The sequence below is a fragment of the Luminiphilus syltensis NOR5-1B genome (assembly GCF_000158175.1).
In the GTDB taxonomy this organism is placed as follows: Bacteria; Pseudomonadota; Gammaproteobacteria; order Pseudomonadales; family Halieaceae; genus Luminiphilus; species Luminiphilus syltensis.
Genome location: NZ_DS999411.1, coordinates 224,272 through 240,532, shown reverse-complemented (window position 1 = coordinate 240,532; position 16,261 = coordinate 224,272). Strand labels below are relative to the sequence as shown.

Genomic DNA, 16,261 nt, shown 5'->3' with positions numbered 1-16,261 from the left:
CTGAGCCGCCCGAGCCTGGTACGACGTCAGACGCGAAGCCTTCCCGGGAGAGTGACGATCCCTTTAATGCTCGATGAAACAAAAAAAGCCGCACCCCCAAGGAAGCGCAGCTCCGCCGATGGCTAACTGATTACTGCAGCATCAGTTGCCAGGATTGGTCTGGGCTACAGTTTCGTCGGCTCCTCGTAATTTGAAAGCCAGTAGCACGTTACCGGCCATATGTTGGTAGAGGCCATAGCCCGAGGTGATGTACATCATATCGTCCACGAACACGGGGCCGGAAGCGCCGCTGACCGAGCCGCCGTCACCGGTATGTCCGCCAAGCGCTTCGAAATCCCGGTCGGTATCGAAGCTCCAGATGACCTCGCCCGTTTCCGCATCGTATGCCCTGAGCAGGCCGTCCATGGCGCCCGCGACCACCGCGCCGGGAATCGCCGTAGCGGGTGCGGAGATTCCGGGCTCACAATACTTGCGGCCTTCACAGTTGTTTTCATGTTTGGTAAACCACTCGGTTTCACCAGTCAGTGTATTGACCCGGAACATGCCGGGTTGCGCCTCACCGGGCCAGCGCGGCCCACCGTAGAAGTCCGACATGGGTACGTATAAAGCGTCATTGTCGACGGCCATGCCAAAATGCACACCACCCTGAATGCCACCACGTCCGAGCTTATTCTCCCAGAGGATATCGCCACCGTTGTCGGGATCCAGCGCGTATACCTGTCCTGACTTCTGGCCCGCCAGCACCACGTCTTTTCCATCGGAGCGGGTGTGCACGATTGTGGCCGCGCCAAAATCATAATCGGGTCCGTCTTCTTCAGGGCAGTTAACGTCTATTTCCAGTTCGCAGGAGACGTTCCAGGCATCTTTTTCGGTCATTTGCTGTACCCAGGCGACCTCGCCTGTGGTCAGGTCCATGGCAATGATGGCATCGCTGTGACCTTCAGCAGGAGACGAGTAATTTTCTCCGGTACCGACATAGAGACGATTACGCTTGGCATCGATGCTGGGTGTGTTCCAAATCGGCGCACCGGATGGGGCGAGAATGCGCTTGCCCGCGATCACGTCGCCCACCGGCTGCGGTTCCTCCGGGATGGTATGGGTCTGCCAGAGTCGGGTTCCGGTGCTGGCTTCGTAGGCGGTTACGCCACCCCGGAAGTCACAGCACTCATAGCTCGGATCTGCTGCCGCGCCGACCTCAATTGATGATACCGATACGTACAGCTTGCCATCGTGTAATGCAGGTGCCGCCGTGACGAGGGTCAATGGGTGCGCGTTGGGCTGGTCTCTCCAGACCAGCTTACCGGACAGCGCATCGATCGCGTAAATGTTGCCACCGATATCACCGAAGTAAAGGTAGGGCGTTTCCGGATCGGGGTCCGCGACGATGGCGGTACGCACCTCGGCGACGGTATCGAACTCCCAGCGGACACAGCCTGTTTTTTCATCGACTGCCACAACACCATTGTTCTGCGTGCCAAAGAAAAGATTACCGTGGGCCACCGCCGGCTGCGATCGCGCGCGGAAGGCGTCGGGTACCCGAATCGCCCAGGCCAGCTCGAGCTGCGCTACATTGTCTGCGTTGATAGAGGTGGTGCTGGCGCTGAAAGCGCGCTCATTGCGGGCATTAATACCCCAGGCGGCAACAGCAATCGCTCCGACGCTGACGGTGGTGTCGGAACACGTGGGCGAGACTTCCGGGGGCGGTGTCGCTATCGAACCTCCCGAGAGGTATTCCGCTACTGTCTGGCGTTCGTCCGCCGTCATGGCATCACCCTGACGACGCATGGCACCTTCGGTTAATGTCGCATGAATAAAGTGCGCTGGCAGACCCTGAAGAAACTCCTTCGGATAAGCAAAGTCCGGCGTCCAGCCGCCGTGGCACTTGGCGCAGTGCATATCGAAAAGGAGTTTGCCATCCGCGGCGGGCGTCTCGTTATCCGCCCACGCGGCGGTACCGGTTATCGATACCGCTAGTGTCATCGTCAGGGTTTGCAATGAGCGACCAAGGCGGAAGCGCAATGGGACATGACCTGTTGTTTTAGAACCCTGTGTGAACCGACTCTTTGGCATGATCCCTCCGATATTGGATCTTTGGTTCGCGCGGCAGCGTTTTGCTGACGGCGGTTTTTATTATTTGACGGTCGCGGTATTACGCGCTGTCACCAGTGTACTCGATTACCCGATAACCAAACCGTGGGAAATGCACCACCACTTCATTGCCTGTCTCGAGGTGTCGGGTTACTGCGATTTCCTCGTCGTTGAGCACCCGAAGTGTACCAATACACGGGTCCATACCGTAGTCATCCGGCGCAACGCTGACGCGGGTACCCACATTCAGTTTTGGCCAGCGGGTATCTGAAACATTTGGCTCGGTCTCGCTAGTGCTGTTGTGGGCGATTTCGAGGGCTTGCTTGGCATCCAGGCCGGTTCGGGTACCGTGCCCGATTGTCCCGACCCGCGCTTCCCAATCCACGACCCGAGGCAGTGATGCCAGTATGTCTTCCCCACCCTTGATGTTGCCGCGACACATCCACACCGGGCTGAAGCAGGCGAAGTCGGCCCACCCCGGCTCATCCCCCAGTAGCCACTGCCTACCGTCGGCGAGCATATCTTCCAGTTGTCTCAGGCCGCTGCAGAACTGACTGTAAAAATGGTCGGGTGCCGCGTTTAAATCGCTCTCGGACATGAAGTCAAAAAACGCCAGGCGGTCCTTGAGTACCACCTCCGGGATTGCATCGTTGGTTCCCATCGACAGCGTCGCACCACTATGGAACAGCGCGGTGTCGGCCCAGAAGCCCAGCGCGAGTGCCGCACCTTTAGCACCGTGGGGGAAAAGACTGGGGTTTGGGAAACGTCGCTCCAGCTCCAATGCAATACGGCGTGTATCGCAGTAGATGTCGGCGCCGATCTGCATGACGGGCGCTTTTCGATAACCGCCTGTAAGTGCGGTGAGCTCTGGTTTGGGCATAACCATGGGCACTTCAACCGAGTACCAGCCGAGGGCCTTTAAGCCAAAGATTAACCGCGCCTTTTCGGCGAAGGGCGAAGGATCGTGGTGGTGAAGAATGGGTTGGGTCATGATCTATTCCACTGCTGCCTGCGGTCGTGTTGCGGCGACATCCCGGGGCAGGGTGGTCTGTCCCGCAAAAGCGATCATCGTTCTACTCGGCCAACCGCCGCTCGAGTTCGATGTGGAAGTGACGCAGTCGCTGTTCCTGCTCGCCCCAGAGTTGGCCGTCGAAACCGCGTGAGCGCATACCCTGCTGCACGACGGGCATGAGGGTCGCGTCCTGGCTGAGAACCAGGCCGAGGTTGGGGTCTTCATCCTTTGTGTAATGCTCGGTGTCAGGGCGCACTGCACCGGTGCAATCGGTTCCTTCGGGGAGCCCCATCCACCCGGGAGGGCAGTAGTCGGGGTCGTCTGCCGGGAACAGCAGTGTCATCGTGTCGTAGTAAAAACGTTCAGGGTCGGTTTCGTGGGGCAGGAAGCGCATCAGGAATGCGGCCTCGGGGTGACAGCCGATCTGTACATTGGGGAAAATTCCCGTGGCCCAGCTGTCAGAGAGTTGGCCGTCAACGAATCGGTCGTAGTCGAAACCAAGACGCTCGGCACGCTCGCGTTTGCCCATCTGGATTGCGCGGCGAACATCGGCCGCGTTGCCATCGAAATGTTCCGGGTCAACACCGGCATCCTTAAGCATGGCTTTCAGGCCTTCGTTGACGTTCTCCTGGTCCTGAAAGCGCGGGCTGGGTTGGCCGAGCGGCACAATCATGCGGCTCGCCCCATTCGGATAGAGGTCGTACTGGACATTGAGATCACCCATCACACCGCGGGTTTCGGGATGAACCGCGTGCAGGTGGTAACTCTCATAAAAGGCTTCAACACCCACCTTCCAGTTGGACTCCCATTCGCTGCGGACGTGGCGTACGACTTTCATGTCCTCGATTTTGTAGGCTTCCAGGTACCCTTCGGGCAGACCCAGGCTTTCGATCAGTGGTGGTGCTTCACCCTCGCACATATTGATGAAAATCAGCCCTGCGTGAATCTCACAATGGACCGATTTGAGGCCGGGTCGATGGGCAATGACCTCGGGCTTGAATGTCTTCTCATCGGTGATGGTGCGCAATGAGCCGTCGTTTTTAAAACTCCAGCTGTGGAAAGGGCAGACAAAGACGCGCTTGTTGCCGCGCTCTTCGCTGAGCAGCCGCGACCCGCGGTGGGTACACACATTGTAGAACGCGCGAACGCCGTCTTCGGTCAGGGTAACAATGATCGACTCACCACAAATTTCGAACAGGAAGTAGTCACCAATCTGCACGAGATCGCTGGTTACCCCGGCGATGAGCCAGCTTTGCGTCCATACGCGCTGCCATTCCCTGTTCATGTAGTCCCGACTGAAATAGCCCTCTTTGCCATAGCGCTCGACGCCATTGTCGATAGCGGGCTGCTTGGCTTCCAGTGACTCCGCCGGTGCGTCGGGGTTGATGATCGCAACGGGAATGGTATCTGCATTCATAGTGTGCCTCCTTCGGTGCTAAGCCGGAAAACGGGTAGCGTAATCGCTTCTGACCACGACGCAAAGGCCACCTCGACGGCAGCTCCCACCGTGATGTTTTCGGGATCACAGTCAATGATATTCGACATGAGTCGCGGCCCTTCGGCGAGATCGATAAGGGCCACCGCGTAGGGCGCTTCGTAGGCCTTGGTGAGTCCTCGCCGGACAATGGAAAAGCTGGCGACGGTTCCGCGCCCACGGGTTACTTCCCAGGCCGGATCGTCCGCGCCGCAGGCGGTGCAGAACGGCCTGGGGTAGAACTGCCAGTGCCCACAGTCGGCGCAGTGCTGTATTTTGAGTACTCCATCGCTGGCGCCCTCGAAAAAGGGAGCGGACACGCCATCGACTCGCTGGGGTAAAACCTTTTCCATTCAGCACTCCCTGCCCAGTACCAGGGTGGCATGGCTGGACATGATTCCACCCTGGGCATGAAACAATCCCAGATTCGCGTTTTCAACCTGGCGCTCGCCGCAATCACCGCGCAGTTGTCGTATGGCTTCGGTCAAACCAAACATGGCGCCCGGATTCCCCGGGTGACAATGGGACAGCATGCCGCCATGGGTATTCACCGGTAGTCGGGCGCCAGGGCCCATACCTTCGCTTTCCAGGTAGGCGCCACCCTCACCTTTGGCGCAGAAGCCAAGGTCCTCAAGCTCTACCAATACGGTGGGCGTGAAGCAATCATAAAGCTGTGCGAAGGCGAAATCCGAAGGCGAAACCCCTGCCATCGCATAGGCAGCCGCACCCGATACCGCGGCGGCCGATGTGGTGAGATCGCGCGCCTGACTGATGTGTTCATGGCTGTGGCCTTCACCGAAGCCCAGACAATAGACGGGAGCTTGTTTTAGATCTCGAGCGCGTTCGGCTGAAGTCAGAACCACCGCAGCGCCACCATCCGAGACCAGCGAGCATTCGAGAAGCCGCAGCGGGTCGGCGATAGGTCGCGAGTTGAGTACGTCATCGACGGTGATCAGATCGCGCATCTGGGCGGTCTCATTGCGCGCCGCATGTGCACGCGTGTCCACCGCCACCCTGGCCAGTTGTTCGGGGGTTGTGCCAAAGGTCGCCATATGGGCCTGGGCAATCAGTGCGTAATAAGCGGGTACGGTAGGTCCGTAGGGTTGCTCAAAATCAGGATGTCCGGTGGATGACTGCAGCCGCATGGCCTGATCGCGCGTTAATCCACTGCGGAGGCTGTCCGCCATTACCATGACCACGGTCCCAGCGGTGCCGGCCTGTATGGCAGCGGCGGCATGGGCCAGCGCGGACACTGTGGTTCCCCCACCGGTGGGCAGGGTCATACACAGGTGCGGGTACATCTGCAGGTATTCCGCCATGGCTTCAGCGTGGTAGAGAATCGGCTGAGCCATCGAATTACAGGTAATTAATCCATCGACATCCTCTAAGTCCAGCCCGGCATCGGCAACCGCGCCACGAATCGCCTCGGCGCACAGTTCGGTTGCCGTACGATCGGGAACTACACCGACCGCTGTGTCGTAAGCCCCTACCAGGGCCGTGGCACCGCGAAGGCTCATATCAGCGGCGCTCCCCGAGGACGATGTCTACTTCGGCGGGCACCAGCGTATCGCCGGCATCATTTTTTACCCATAAAGTCAGGGTGGCGGTGGCATGATCGGGGTCGACGGCGGTAACTTCTCCACCGACGTGCAGCTGATCACCGGTGTAGGCCGCACCCCGATTCGAGTACTGGATCCGCACCAGGCGACCCTCGTCTCCCAGCCACAGTTCGACGCACTGGTGAAGCCAGTCACCCAGCAAAGGGCCTGCGACCACGAGGCCAGGATAACCCTCGACTTCGGTGGCATACGGCGTATCGAAGTGAATCCGATGGGCGTTATACAGAACGGCGTTATAGAGAAATTGCTGGATGATATCGCTGGTGCGGGAAAACCCGGGGATTGCTGTACCAACAGTTAATGGATTGCCGGCTACCTGAAGATCGCTCATCGCAATATCCTCGTGGTTTTTTCAGTGACTACCAGCTCGCCGGCATCATCGCGCACTTCCATGACCACCTCATAGAAGATCAGCGGCCCTGAGCGCCCGCGCTTCTCGTAAATATCCGTTAAGGTCCGTGTCGCTGTCAGCCAATCTCCGGGCAGTATGGGTTTGTGATAGGTGATATCCAGACCACCCGCCATCGCTTTTTCGAGGGGGAATTTCGGCAGCAGTTTGTCGATCGATACACCATCGGCAGAAAGCTCATCCATACCTACCACGTCCCAGAACAGCGGTACGTGAAACATGGGCGGCGCCTCATCACCGGAGAGGTAACGCGGGATCGTGGTGCCGGTTGAGATGGCATACTTTTTAATGTCGCGCCGGGTGACCACCTCCCGTCGAGGTTGATCCTGCCTGCCAATATTGGCCAACAGTTCGGGCGTGACCAAGGGCGTATCAACCGCCGTATCTTCGCTCTCAGACATTTTTATCACTTTTCTGCCAGTAGGGTTCGCGCAAATCGCGCTTGAGTATCTTGCCGGTAGGCGCCTTGGGCAGACTGTCGACAAAATCTACCGAGCGCGGTTTCTGATAGGACGCGAGATGCTGACTGGCGGCCTGAATAATCTCCTGCTCGGTGGCCTGCATGCCGGGCTTGAGCACTACCACTGCTTTCACTGCTTCGCCCCACTGGTCGTCGGGCACGCCAAACACCGCCGATTCGAGGACCGCAGGGTGCTGGTGTATCGCGGCCTCAACCTGGGTGCTGAAGATGTTTTCGCCACCGGAGATAATCATGTCTTTGGCACGGTCGACGATGAAAATGTATCCCTCTTCGTCCCAGGTGGCGATGTCTCCCGTGTAAAGCCAGCCATCCTTGAGTGTCTCGGCGGTCTGATCCGGCTGCCGCCAATACTCGACCATGTTGCCTTCAGACTGGACAATGATTTCCCCGGGCGTGCTGTTGTCGCGGGGTACATCGTTGCCGTTGGCATCAATAACGCGAAGCGTGGTCATGAAGGACTCTCGGCCACAGGACGCCAGACGCTCGGGATGGGTGCCATTTACCGCCGCAAGATGATCCTCCTGGGCGAGGAAGCTCATGGTCATGCCCTCGGTCTGCCCATAGCCCTGGATTATGGTGCAGGGGAAGGCTTCCAGCGCGGCTTCGACCACCTTGCGCGGCATCGGGCCACCTCCGTACTGAATATTGCGCAGGCTCGAGAGATCGAAATCCGCAAAGTCATCCACTGCCATCATCCAGTTCAGCATGGTGGTTACACCCAGGAATGCGGATACCCGTTCACGCTCAATCACTTCAAGAGCAAGACGGGCTTCGAAGTTGATGAGGACCACCGGACAGCCGTGCGCCATGTAGTTCATTGCGAGGACCACGGGGATATGAAACATCTGTCCGGTCAGCATGTACACATCATCGCGTTGCACGCGTTCGGCCACCGTTTGATTGATCATGCCGGCAAATACTGAGCGGTGCGTGTGCAGGGCGCCTTTGGATCGCCCCGTGGTGCCGCCGGTATAGAGGATCATCATCGGGTCGTCATCACCCACCGGCTTATCGACCGCGGGCTCTTCATCGGATGCCGCCGCAATTAACGCTTCATAGCGCCCATCATCGCCGAGGGAGAGCCAGTGGGGCAGGTCGAGCTCATCCCGCAGCGTGTCAGCGACCTCCTTGAATTCCTGCGAGAACACCAGGGCACCGGGCTCCGCGTCTTCAACGATACGTGCCATCTCGCCGGCGCTGAGGCGCCAGTTCAGCGGTTGTACGATGAGTCCGACACGCGCTGCCGCGTAATAGAGCTCCATAAACTCGATGCAATTGCGCGACAGCATGGCCACGCGATCGCCGCGCTTGAGGCCCAATTCACGGGTCAGGCCATTGGCGAGTTTTCGAACACGGAAGTCGAGCTCCCCAAAACTCATTCGACGGTTGTTGGGGACGTCGATCAGTGCAGGACGATCCGGTGCGAAACGAGCCGCTTTTGCGGGTATGTGACCAATGTTCATGGCAAGCCTCAGTAGGGCAGATCCAAATCGAGGTGACGCTCGAGCAACTGCCAGCCGTCTTCGGTCTCGATAACACGATCGCGGTAAACGCCGGCTGAAATAACGTTGATAACACCATTTTCGGTGGTTATCAGGGTCAAATAGGAGATGACCACCGTCCCTTCCCCATCCTGCGCATCCTCCGGGAAGAAGATGTTGGATACCGCGTGTTTTCGGACGTCGGTTTGTTCGTCCCAGGCGCCGCGCATCAATCCCATGATGCCGTCTCGGGTTTTGAAGGGTCCGATGAGATCACCGCCGGCTATGCGAAGGGTGAACTTTGCGTTTTCAGCGAAACAGGACGCCAGCATCGCGTCCTCGCGCAAATCCAGCGCGTAGCCGGCCCTGGCCAGCAGCTCGTGAATGGCAAGTTTCGTGTCGGCATCGATAGCAGGGCGTGTCGTGGACATAATAAATCACACCAGTGTTATAGGTTATTGGACTGAGGATGCTAGGACGATTTTGAAAATCTTTCAAATCGTGTTTTTCTATCGTTTAATGCAGATTCAAAGAGCACGCATTCCAACCGCAAAGGATAGCCTTATCGATGGTGAGTCAAGCGAGCATCGCGCGAAGTAGCCGAAATGCCCAGCGTCGCAGACGGGTGTTTGAGGCACTCCACGATTGCGTGGTTGCCAAAGGTTACAACCGTACCACCCTGTCGGATATCGCGGCGAAAGCGGGCATGACGTCCAGCCACCTGCACTATTACTTCGACAACAAGGACGACATTCTCGAGCAGTATTTCGATAACGTTTCCAGACGACTTTTACGGGAGATCGAGCGTCTGCACGAGGCACCGGCCGCCTTGCAGATCGACCGCCTCGCGGACCTCTGGTTTTCAGCCGAAACCAGTGCCCCCAGCGAAATCGGGTTCATGCTCGAATGTTTTGGCGCCGCGGTTCACGATGAAAAGATGCGCACTGCGAAGGCGCACTTCGATCGAGAGGCCAAGCGCCATCTTGCCACGTTGATCGCGAGCTCTGCAGGCAGGGGGGCGGCGCTGGGTAAAGATGGTGCCGAGGCGGCCTATGCCATGATGATTGGCTTGCGCTCCAGCGTCTATTTCGATGAGTCGATGAGTCTTGCGCAGAGCCAGCAGATTTTTATCCAGTCTTTGCGTTTGATCGGAAGACTCGATAGCCGTCTGTCTGTGGACGCTTCCGAACCGCGCCAAGCCTAGGGCCCGATCCGGAAGTCGTGTCAGAGGCAGTAGGGGATGTTTTTGCGCATGATCGTACTCCCCCGGCCAGACTGATGATTACAGGCCGGCGAGGAACTGCTTTAGGGCATCCATGTAAGCCTCGGGCTCCTCGATAAAGGGCGCATGACCGCTGTCAGGCAATTCAACGCCCTCGGCCCGGGGGTGATTTTCCACAACCCAACGCGCGATTCCTGGCGCGACAAACCCGTCTTGACCGCACACATACGAGAGAATGGGTACATTGAGATCCAATAGGATTTCTCTTTGATCGATATCGGCCAATTCACCTAGGGTGCTCGATGAACGCGCCGAAGAGGCGATAAAGATGTCTGACATCCAGTCGGTCATCTCGGAGCTGACCGGTTTTGCACAGACCGCGTGGGATAACTGCGACAGGAAGTTCACGCGGTCGGCGTTCATCGCGGCAACAATGCCGCGTACATCATCGGCAGCGCCGCCGAGGTCGAGGTCGGGCTTCTGGGTATAAACCGGCGTTGCGCCTGCCGTCAGGACCATGCCGGCGCAGCGATCACCCAGCAGATGGGCGGCCTGCGTGGCGACCGCGCCACCGAGCGACCATCCGTTGAGTACCACCTTGTTTAGGCCCCGATCTTCCACAAGCTTGGCGACATCGCTGGCTATTGCACTAATGCTGAGATCCGCAAAATCGTGGTCCGAGCGTCCACAGCCGCGGTGGTCAATGGTGATTACGCGGTGACCGGCATCGAGCAGCGGCAGTAACACGCTATCCCAGGTTCGACTGCTCATGCCCCAGGCGTGAATCAGTACGATAGCGGTATCGCCGGAACCATAATCTTCAAAGTAGACCTGCTTGTTATCTTCTACGGTGAGGTAGGCCATTATTGTTGTCTCCCTTCGGTAAGGTTGAAAATGATCGCACGCTCAAAATCGTCGAGCAGTGAGGCGACATCGATTTGCTGGGGTGCAACCACCCACTGGTAAATGATGCCGAACATATGCGAGCAGTAACTGGCAGCAAACATTTCGGGATCAATCTCCTGCCGAATCTCATCGGCAGCCTGGGCTTCTTTGATCCAGTTGGCCACGTCGCGTCGGTAAATGCGATGGTGGCTCGCCAATTCGGCGCGGATATCCGACTCCCTGCCCAGCGACTCGTACCAGAGAATGTACATGGCGCGCAAATAGCTGGGCTCTTTGAGGAAGAAGTCCTTTTGGCAATGAATCGCAGCCCGGATCGCTGCAAGGCCGTTCTTGTCTTTCAAATAACCCCGAAGGTGATCTCGCCACAGGGCATCAAAGCGCGCAAACAGCTCGCTCCACAGTCCGTCCTTTGATCCAAAGCGATAGCTGGCAAGGCCGCGGCTGTAGCCGGCAGCTTCACCAATTTCCTTTAATGTGGTTTTTGCGGTGCCGCGCTCATTGACCAGCTCGACGGCGGCTTCGAGCATTTTTCGATCAGAAAGCGCACTGCGTTCCGCCTGTTTGTTTCTTTCCTGGCGCGGTAACTTGTCACCGGCCTTCACCTTCACTGCCGGCCTCCGGAGGTGGCCGCCGCGTCGAGGTCGTAGCAGGTTTCCACGTCGAAAGCGGCGCTCCCGCGCTGGTCTCGCAGTGTCTTTTTGTCGATCTTGCCAATGCTGGTTTTGGCGATTTCATCAACGAAGGCCCAGTACTCGGGTATCCAGAATTTGGCGACCTTCTCAAGCAGGAAACCGCGCAGCTCGCCGGCGGCCAATGGTTTGTCAGACTTTGGCACGACAACCGCCAACGGGCGCTCCTGCCAGCGTTCGTCGGGCGTTGCAATCACCGCGACCTCCAAAACGTCGGGATGCTTGAGCAGCGCATCTTCGAGATCCACGGAAGAGATCCATTCCCCCCCCGACTTAATCACGTCCTTGGTGCGGTCGGTGAGTTGCACATAGCCACGGGCGTCGATATGGCCGACATCCCCTGTTTTTAGCCAGCCGTCATCGGTGAAAGCATCGGTTTCGGTTTTCAGGTAGCTTCCGGTTACCCAGGTACCCCTGAGTTGTAACTCGCCCACTGACTGTCCGTCGTTGGGTAACTCGCGGTCGGCGGCATCCACCACGCGGACCTCGATGCCCGGCACAGGGCGACCGCTTTTCATGCGCCATCGGGTATCCGACGTGTCGCCAAGGTCTTTGGGCGGGTGTGACAGCACGCACATCGGGCTCGTCTCAGTCATGCCCCAGCCCTGCACGACGGGTACCTTCCAGCGCTCCCATGCCGCCTCAATCATCGAAGAGGGGACCGCTGAGCCACCGCAAATAATGGATCGGAAGCAACTGAGATCGAGGCCTTTATCCTCATCTGCGCGAATCAGGTCGCTGAGTACCGTCGGTACCATCGCGGTGAGCGTGGGGCGCGCCTGCTCAATCATCGCTTCGAGATGCCTGACCTGCATATGTGGCCCCGGCATGACCATATCGGCCCCGGAAAGCCATCCGCTATAGGGGAACCCCCAGGCATTGGCGTGGAACATCGACGGCAGCATCAAGATGGTATCCCGCTCATTCACGCCAAAGGTGTCGACCGCGCGAGAGGCCAGCGCATGCAAATAAGTAGTCTTCTGGCTGTAGACGACCCCTTTGGGGTTGCCCGTCGTACCGCTGGTGTAACAAATACCCGCGGCCCGGTTTTCATCGGGTTCCGGCCAGGAAAAGCTCGGTTCACAGGCGGCCGTTACGTCGGCAAAGTCGATGACGCGGGGATCGCCGGCCAACTCCCCGGTAGGGTTGACCACCAGAATTTTTTCCAAGGCTGGCGTGTCCGCCAGCGCCGGTGCGAGCACGGATTCAAGCCGGCCATCGACGATCAGAAATCGATCCTCGGCGTGATTGATGATGTAGGCAATGTGCTCCGGCGAGAGGCGACAATTGATGGTGTGCATGACGCCACCCATGCTGGGGATCGCCAGGTAGGCCTGCAAATGCTCGCTGCAATTCCACATAAAAGTGCCAACGCGGTCACTGTCGCGAAAGCCCAGATCGGTCAGGGCATTGGCGAGTCGAGCGGCGCTGTCGGCGATGTCGGTATAAGACTGCCAGTGAATAGAGCCATCTTCCTGATAGTCGCCGACCCGGCTGCTGGCAAAGTGCCTCGCCCCGAATTCGGTGAGAGTCCTGACGCCCAACGGCAGATGCATCATAGTGCTTAACATTGCGAAGTCCTACCAGTTGCCCTGGGCTGCCTGCTCGGCTTCTTTCAGCAATGCAGGTACGTTGTATTCGAGTTTTCGTGCGTATTCCGTGTCGACCTTGCCGTCCACATAAAGGCAGTAGGCGCCCTCGACAATGGCGGCCAGCCGCCAGAACGCGAAGGCCATGTAATAGTCGAGGTGATCAATGCTGCGCCCCGTCTTTGCCGACCACCGCTGCGCCAGGTCGCGCCGGGAAATGGTGCCCGGTACCCGCGAAATGGATTGCAAATGCTCAAATGCCGGCGGAGAGGCGGCGCGGGAATCACCCCAGAGCATCAGCGCGAGTCCCAGGTCGGTATAGGGGTCGCCGACAGTGGAAAGCTCCCAGTCAATCACCGCCAGAATTTCGGGCTTGTGCCGACTCGCAAGGGTGTTATCGAGGTGATAGTCCCCATGTATTAGGCTCGCGGGAGCTTCCGGTGGGATATTGCTGTGGAGCCAGTCGCCCAGTTCAAACAGGGCAGGCAGCTCTCGGACGCCGGTGTCTCTTCGCACCTTGAGCCAGCGGTCGAGCTGTCGCTGAAGAAAGTTTTCGGGTCGTCCGAGACCCTCAAGCGCGGGTTCTGTCGCCTCGATGCCGTGTATGGCAGCCAGCTGATCAACCATTTCCATACCGAGTTTGTCGGCGGCGCCGGGGAGATCTGCGTAGGCGTCAGGCAAGGTGTCAGTAATCGCGACGCCGTCGATGCATTCCAGGCAAAGAAAAGGTCGACCGAGCCCGCTTTCCGCGCCGCCCCAGCCGAGGACTCGGGGCGCCCGTACTCGCCCCTCGACCGCTTTGAGCACCTTGAATTCCCGTTCGATGCCGCGGTGTGCGGTCGGGGAAATGGTCTCGGCAGGGAAGGTTCTGACCACGCAGGCCTGATCGTCGGAGTCAAAGCGCCACGTAATATTTGAATTACCACCGGCGAGTGCTGCGGTGAATTGCGGCGCCTCCCAGCCCAGATTTTCCCTGAGCCAGGGGAGTATGTTTTCGGCGTCAGTATCCATGGTCGCAGATGTCATTGTCAGTGCACGCCAAAGGTGGACATCAGGCCGCCCTCGACCGGGATAATGGCGCCGGTCATGTAGCGGCTCTGCGCGACCCAGTGAACCACTTCGGCAACCTCTTCCGGCTGGGCAAATCGTCCCATGGGTATTTGCTGGCGCATATTTTCCAGCGCGCTCTCGCTGACGCCGGCAGTCATTTCGGTGAGCACCAGGCCGGGGATTACGAGATTGACAGTGATGCCCTTCGGCGCCAGCTCAATCGCCAGTGCCCGGGTCATGCCCGCGATACCGGCCTTTGACGACGCGTAGGCCATATCTCCAGGGAAGCCTCTAAAACCCACTACCGCGCCAATGTTGATCAGGCTGTCTCCTTCTTCGAGGTAGGGGGCGGCCGCCTGATTAACGTTAAAAGCTCCGGTCAGGTTGACATTGAGTACGGCCTGCCAGTCTTCCGGTTTCAGGCGCTTCAGTTTGCCTCCGCGGTGGAGACCGGCGTTATTGACAACCACATTAACCGTACCGAAGGCTTCTTCGACTTTTTGGAAGGCGGCAGCTACCGAAGAGGCATCGGCAACGTCAGTGCGAATGCCCAGGGCGCCGTCGCCCAGCGAGTCGGCGACGGATTCGATCGCGTCGCCCCGCGCCAGCAAGGCCACTTTATTACCCGCTGCGTGCGCAATTCTGGCGATTGCTTCGCCAATTCCGCGCGAGGCCCCCGTGATAACCCAAACCCTTGACCCACTCATGTCCTACTCCACGCAGAAATGTTTTGAGTTTATGTTGCTTGTTTGTGTTCAGCAAGTCTAAACTGAAACAAATGTCAGGGCTATCGGTTGCCGGGCCCGGATGCGATTATTTTTTGTGTTTCGCGCTCGACGTCACGAGCAATAACGCCTATTGTTTGGGCCAATAAAAAACCCGCGGCGCGCAGGGTCGTTGAATTGGTCCCTGCGATACAAGCCTTTAAAAAGGAGTACTGAAGTGGCCTGGTCATTTGAATCCGATCCCGAATTTGAAAAAACACTCGAGTGGATCGACGAGTTTACCCGCGAGGAAATCGAACCCCTGGATCTGGTTTTTCGCGGCCCCGGCGATCCGTGGGACCCCAACTCACCGGCTTTCAAGGCCATGGCGCCGCTGAAGAAGATTGTAAAGGAGAAGGGGTTGTGGGCCTGTCACCTCGAGCACGAGCTCGGTGGTCAGGGTTACGGTCAGGTCAATCTGGGCCTTATGAACGAGATACTGGGTCGCAGTCGCTTTGGTCCGAGTGTTTTTGGCTGTCAGGCGCCGGATTCCGGCAACGCCGAGATCCTGGCCAAGTTTGGTACCGACGACCAGAAAGCTCGCTTTTTGCAGCCCTTGCTCGACGGTGAAATTGCGTCTTGCTATTCAATGACCGAGCCCCAGGCCGGATCGGATCCCGGAGAATTTACCTGCGTGGCCCATCGTGATGGTGACGAGTGGGTCATCAATGGTGAGAAATGGTTTGCCTCCCATGCCCGATTCTCGGAGTTTCTGCTGGTCATGGTAGTCACCGGCCCCGACAAGCCGATTCACGAAGGTGCGTCTATTATTCTGGTAGAAAAAGATACCCCCGGAATGGAGATTCTTCGAAACTCTGCAGTCGGCCCCTATGTCGAGCAGGGTGATGGTGTTCACGGTTACATTCGTTTCACCGACTGCCGTGTTCCGATCGACAACCTGCTTGGGGACGAAGGCCAGGGTTTCGTGGTCGCCCAGACTCGATTGGGTGGCGGTCGCGTCCACCACGCCATGCGCAGCGTCGGTAAGTTGAAAAAAGCCATGGATATGATGTGCGAACGCGCGCTGAGCCGCACCACCAAGGGCGAGTTGCTCTCTGCCAAGCAGTTTACTCAGGACAAGATTTCCGATTCCTACATTATGATTCAGCAGTATCGGCTGCATGTGTTGTACACGGCATGGCTGATCGACAAGCACAAGGAATACAACCGCGAAGTGCGCAAGGAAATAGCGGCCATCAAAGCGGCTACGCCGAAGGTGTTGCAGGAAGTGGTGTATCGCGCCATGCATCTTCACGGTAGTTGGGGCGTATCCGACGAGACGCCCCTCATGTATATGTGGGCTGACATTCCCGAGCTCGGCGTCGTCGATGGTCCCACCGAGGTGCACAAAGTGACAGTGGCTCGCTCGGTACTGCGGGACTACGAGCCTTCTCCAGACCTGTTTCCGACGTATCACACGCACACGCAGCGGGAAAAGGCGATGGCCAAGTACGGACACTTTCTTGAGTCCTGAGGG

Annotated in this window: 16 protein-coding genes; 2 read left to right on the top strand and 14 right to left on the bottom strand. The window is 58.2% G+C overall.

What is annotated here, in order from left to right; all coding sequences use genetic code 11:
• Positions 1–141: 141 nt before the first annotated feature.
• From NOR51B_RS01015 to NOR51B_RS00975, 9 genes are all read right to left on the bottom strand, one after another.
• Positions 142–2,070 carry an outer membrane protein assembly factor BamB family protein gene (locus NOR51B_RS01015; protein ID WP_154647568.1) on the bottom strand — a complete coding sequence of 643 codons (1,929 nt, stop codon included), beginning with the start codon at positions 2,068–2,070 and terminating at the stop codon, positions 142–144.
• A 79-nt stretch (positions 2,071–2,149) separates the two neighbouring features.
• Positions 2,150–3,079: a glutathione S-transferase family protein gene (locus NOR51B_RS01010; RefSeq protein WP_009020988.1), complete on the bottom strand. Its 930-nt coding sequence runs from the start codon at positions 3,077–3,079 to the stop codon at positions 2,150–2,152.
• Between the two features lie 82 nt (positions 3,080–3,161).
• Positions 3,162–4,517, bottom strand: a complete 1,356-nt coding sequence (locus tag NOR51B_RS01005; protein ID WP_009018994.1) for an aromatic ring-hydroxylating oxygenase subunit alpha — start codon at positions 4,515–4,517, stop codon at positions 3,162–3,164.
• The gene (locus tag NOR51B_RS01000; protein ID WP_040481503.1) at positions 4,514–4,927 is read right to left on the bottom strand and encodes a Zn-ribbon domain-containing OB-fold protein; all 414 of its coding nucleotides are present in this window, start codon (positions 4,925–4,927) and stop codon (positions 4,514–4,516) included. The genes NOR51B_RS01005 and NOR51B_RS01000 overlap by 4 nt, the downstream gene beginning before the upstream one ends.
• Entirely contained in the window at positions 4,928–6,091 is a 1,164-nt protein-coding gene (locus NOR51B_RS00995; protein ID WP_009021485.1) for a thiolase C-terminal domain-containing protein, read from the bottom strand.
• A 1-nt stretch (position 6,092) separates the two neighbouring features.
• Positions 6,093–6,524, bottom strand: coding sequence for a hotdog family protein (locus NOR51B_RS00990; RefSeq protein WP_009019226.1), 432 nt, complete (start codon positions 6,522–6,524; stop codon positions 6,093–6,095).
• Complete coding sequence (locus NOR51B_RS00985) at positions 6,521–7,003, bottom strand: FAS1-like dehydratase domain-containing protein (protein ID WP_009019301.1); 483 nt, start codon at positions 7,001–7,003, stop codon at positions 6,521–6,523. Before NOR51B_RS00985 ends, NOR51B_RS00990 begins: the two co-directional genes overlap by 4 nt.
• Positions 6,996–8,546 carry an AMP-binding protein gene (locus NOR51B_RS00980; protein WP_009018902.1) on the bottom strand — a complete coding sequence of 517 codons (1,551 nt, stop codon included), beginning with the start codon at positions 8,544–8,546 and terminating at the stop codon, positions 6,996–6,998. The genes NOR51B_RS00985 and NOR51B_RS00980 overlap by 8 nt, the downstream gene beginning before the upstream one ends.
• 8 nt (positions 8,547–8,554) lie before the next feature.
• Positions 8,555–8,995: a nuclear transport factor 2 family protein gene (locus NOR51B_RS00975; RefSeq protein WP_009021084.1), complete on the bottom strand. Its 441-nt coding sequence runs from the start codon at positions 8,993–8,995 to the stop codon at positions 8,555–8,557.
• A 137-nt stretch (positions 8,996–9,132) separates the two neighbouring features.
• Here NOR51B_RS00975 and NOR51B_RS00970 point away from each other — a divergent pair, with 137 nt between their 5' ends.
• Positions 9,133–9,768: a TetR/AcrR family transcriptional regulator gene (locus NOR51B_RS00970; RefSeq protein ID WP_050759385.1), complete on the top strand. Its 636-nt coding sequence runs from the start codon at positions 9,133–9,135 to the stop codon at positions 9,766–9,768.
• 78 nt (positions 9,769–9,846) lie between these two features.
• Here the strand turns inward: NOR51B_RS00970 and NOR51B_RS00965 are convergent, their stop codons facing one another.
• The 5 genes from NOR51B_RS00965 to NOR51B_RS00945 are packed head-to-tail and all read right to left on the bottom strand — an operon-like array spanning position 9,847 to position 14,727.
• A complete protein-coding gene (locus NOR51B_RS00965) occupies positions 9,847–10,650 on the bottom strand; it encodes an alpha/beta fold hydrolase (RefSeq protein WP_009019645.1) in 804 nt (267 codons plus the stop codon).
• The gene (locus NOR51B_RS00960) at positions 10,650–11,300 is read right to left on the bottom strand and encodes a TetR/AcrR family transcriptional regulator (protein WP_009021450.1); all 651 of its coding nucleotides are present in this window, start codon (positions 11,298–11,300) and stop codon (positions 10,650–10,652) included. The genes NOR51B_RS00965 and NOR51B_RS00960 overlap by 1 nt, the downstream gene beginning before the upstream one ends.
• Positions 11,297–12,952, bottom strand: coding sequence for a long-chain fatty acid--CoA ligase (locus NOR51B_RS00955; protein ID WP_050759384.1), 1,656 nt, complete (start codon positions 12,950–12,952; stop codon positions 11,297–11,299). The genes NOR51B_RS00960 and NOR51B_RS00955 overlap by 4 nt, the downstream gene beginning before the upstream one ends.
• A gap of 9 nt (positions 12,953–12,961) precedes the next feature.
• The gene (locus tag NOR51B_RS00950; RefSeq protein WP_230198374.1) at positions 12,962–13,996 is read right to left on the bottom strand and encodes a phosphotransferase family protein; all 1,035 of its coding nucleotides are present in this window, start codon (positions 13,994–13,996) and stop codon (positions 12,962–12,964) included.
• A gap of 2 nt (positions 13,997–13,998) precedes the next feature.
• On the bottom strand, positions 13,999–14,727 hold the full coding sequence (locus NOR51B_RS00945; protein WP_040481500.1) for an SDR family oxidoreductase: 729 nt from the start codon (positions 14,725–14,727) through the stop codon (positions 13,999–14,001).
• A 235-nt stretch (positions 14,728–14,962) separates the two neighbouring features.
• On the opposite strand from NOR51B_RS00945, the gene NOR51B_RS00940 reads away from it, so the two are divergent.
• The gene (locus NOR51B_RS00940; protein ID WP_009021394.1) at positions 14,963–16,258 is read left to right on the top strand and encodes an acyl-CoA dehydrogenase family protein; all 1,296 of its coding nucleotides are present in this window, start codon (positions 14,963–14,965) and stop codon (positions 16,256–16,258) included.
• Positions 16,259–16,261 lie beyond the last annotated feature (3 nt).

What these genes read in the sequence shown, in the direction of transcription:
- NOR51B_RS01015 (WP_154647568.1), bottom strand. Translation starts at nt 2,070, where the DNA reads ATGCCAAAGAGTCGGTTCACACAGGGTTCTAAAACAACAGGTCATGTC.
- NOR51B_RS01010 (WP_009020988.1), bottom strand. Translation starts at nt 3,079, where the DNA reads ATGACCCAACCCATTCTTCACCACCACGATCCTTCGCCCTTCGCCGAA.
- NOR51B_RS01005 (WP_009018994.1), bottom strand. Translation starts at nt 4,517, where the DNA reads ATGAATGCAGATACCATTCCCGTTGCGATCATCAACCCCGACGCACCG.
- NOR51B_RS01000 (WP_040481503.1), bottom strand. Translation starts at nt 4,927, where the DNA reads ATGGAAAAGGTTTTACCCCAGCGAGTCGATGGCGTGTCCGCTCCCTTT.
- NOR51B_RS00995 (WP_009021485.1), bottom strand. Translation starts at nt 6,091, where the DNA reads ATGAGCCTTCGCGGTGCCACGGCCCTGGTAGGGGCTTACGACACAGCG.
- NOR51B_RS00990 (WP_009019226.1), bottom strand. Translation starts at nt 6,524, where the DNA reads ATGAGCGATCTTCAGGTAGCCGGCAATCCATTAACTGTTGGTACAGCA.
- NOR51B_RS00985 (WP_009019301.1), bottom strand. Translation starts at nt 7,003, where the DNA reads ATGTCTGAGAGCGAAGATACGGCGGTTGATACGCCCTTGGTCACGCCC.
- NOR51B_RS00980 (WP_009018902.1), bottom strand. Translation starts at nt 8,546, where the DNA reads ATGAACATTGGTCACATACCCGCAAAAGCGGCTCGTTTCGCACCGGAT.
- NOR51B_RS00975 (WP_009021084.1), bottom strand. Translation starts at nt 8,995, where the DNA reads ATGTCCACGACACGCCCTGCTATCGATGCCGACACGAAACTTGCCATT.
- NOR51B_RS00970 (WP_050759385.1), top strand. Translation starts at nt 9,133, where the DNA reads ATGGTGAGTCAAGCGAGCATCGCGCGAAGTAGCCGAAATGCCCAGCGT.
- NOR51B_RS00965 (WP_009019645.1), bottom strand. Translation starts at nt 10,650, where the DNA reads ATGGCCTACCTCACCGTAGAAGATAACAAGCAGGTCTACTTTGAAGAT.
- NOR51B_RS00955 (WP_050759384.1), bottom strand. Translation starts at nt 12,952, where the DNA reads ATGTTAAGCACTATGATGCATCTGCCGTTGGGCGTCAGGACTCTCACC.
- NOR51B_RS00950 (WP_230198374.1), bottom strand. Translation starts at nt 13,996, where the DNA reads ATGACATCTGCGACCATGGATACTGACGCCGAAAACATACTCCCCTGG.
- NOR51B_RS00945 (WP_040481500.1), bottom strand. Translation starts at nt 14,727, where the DNA reads ATGAGTGGGTCAAGGGTTTGGGTTATCACGGGGGCCTCGCGCGGAATT.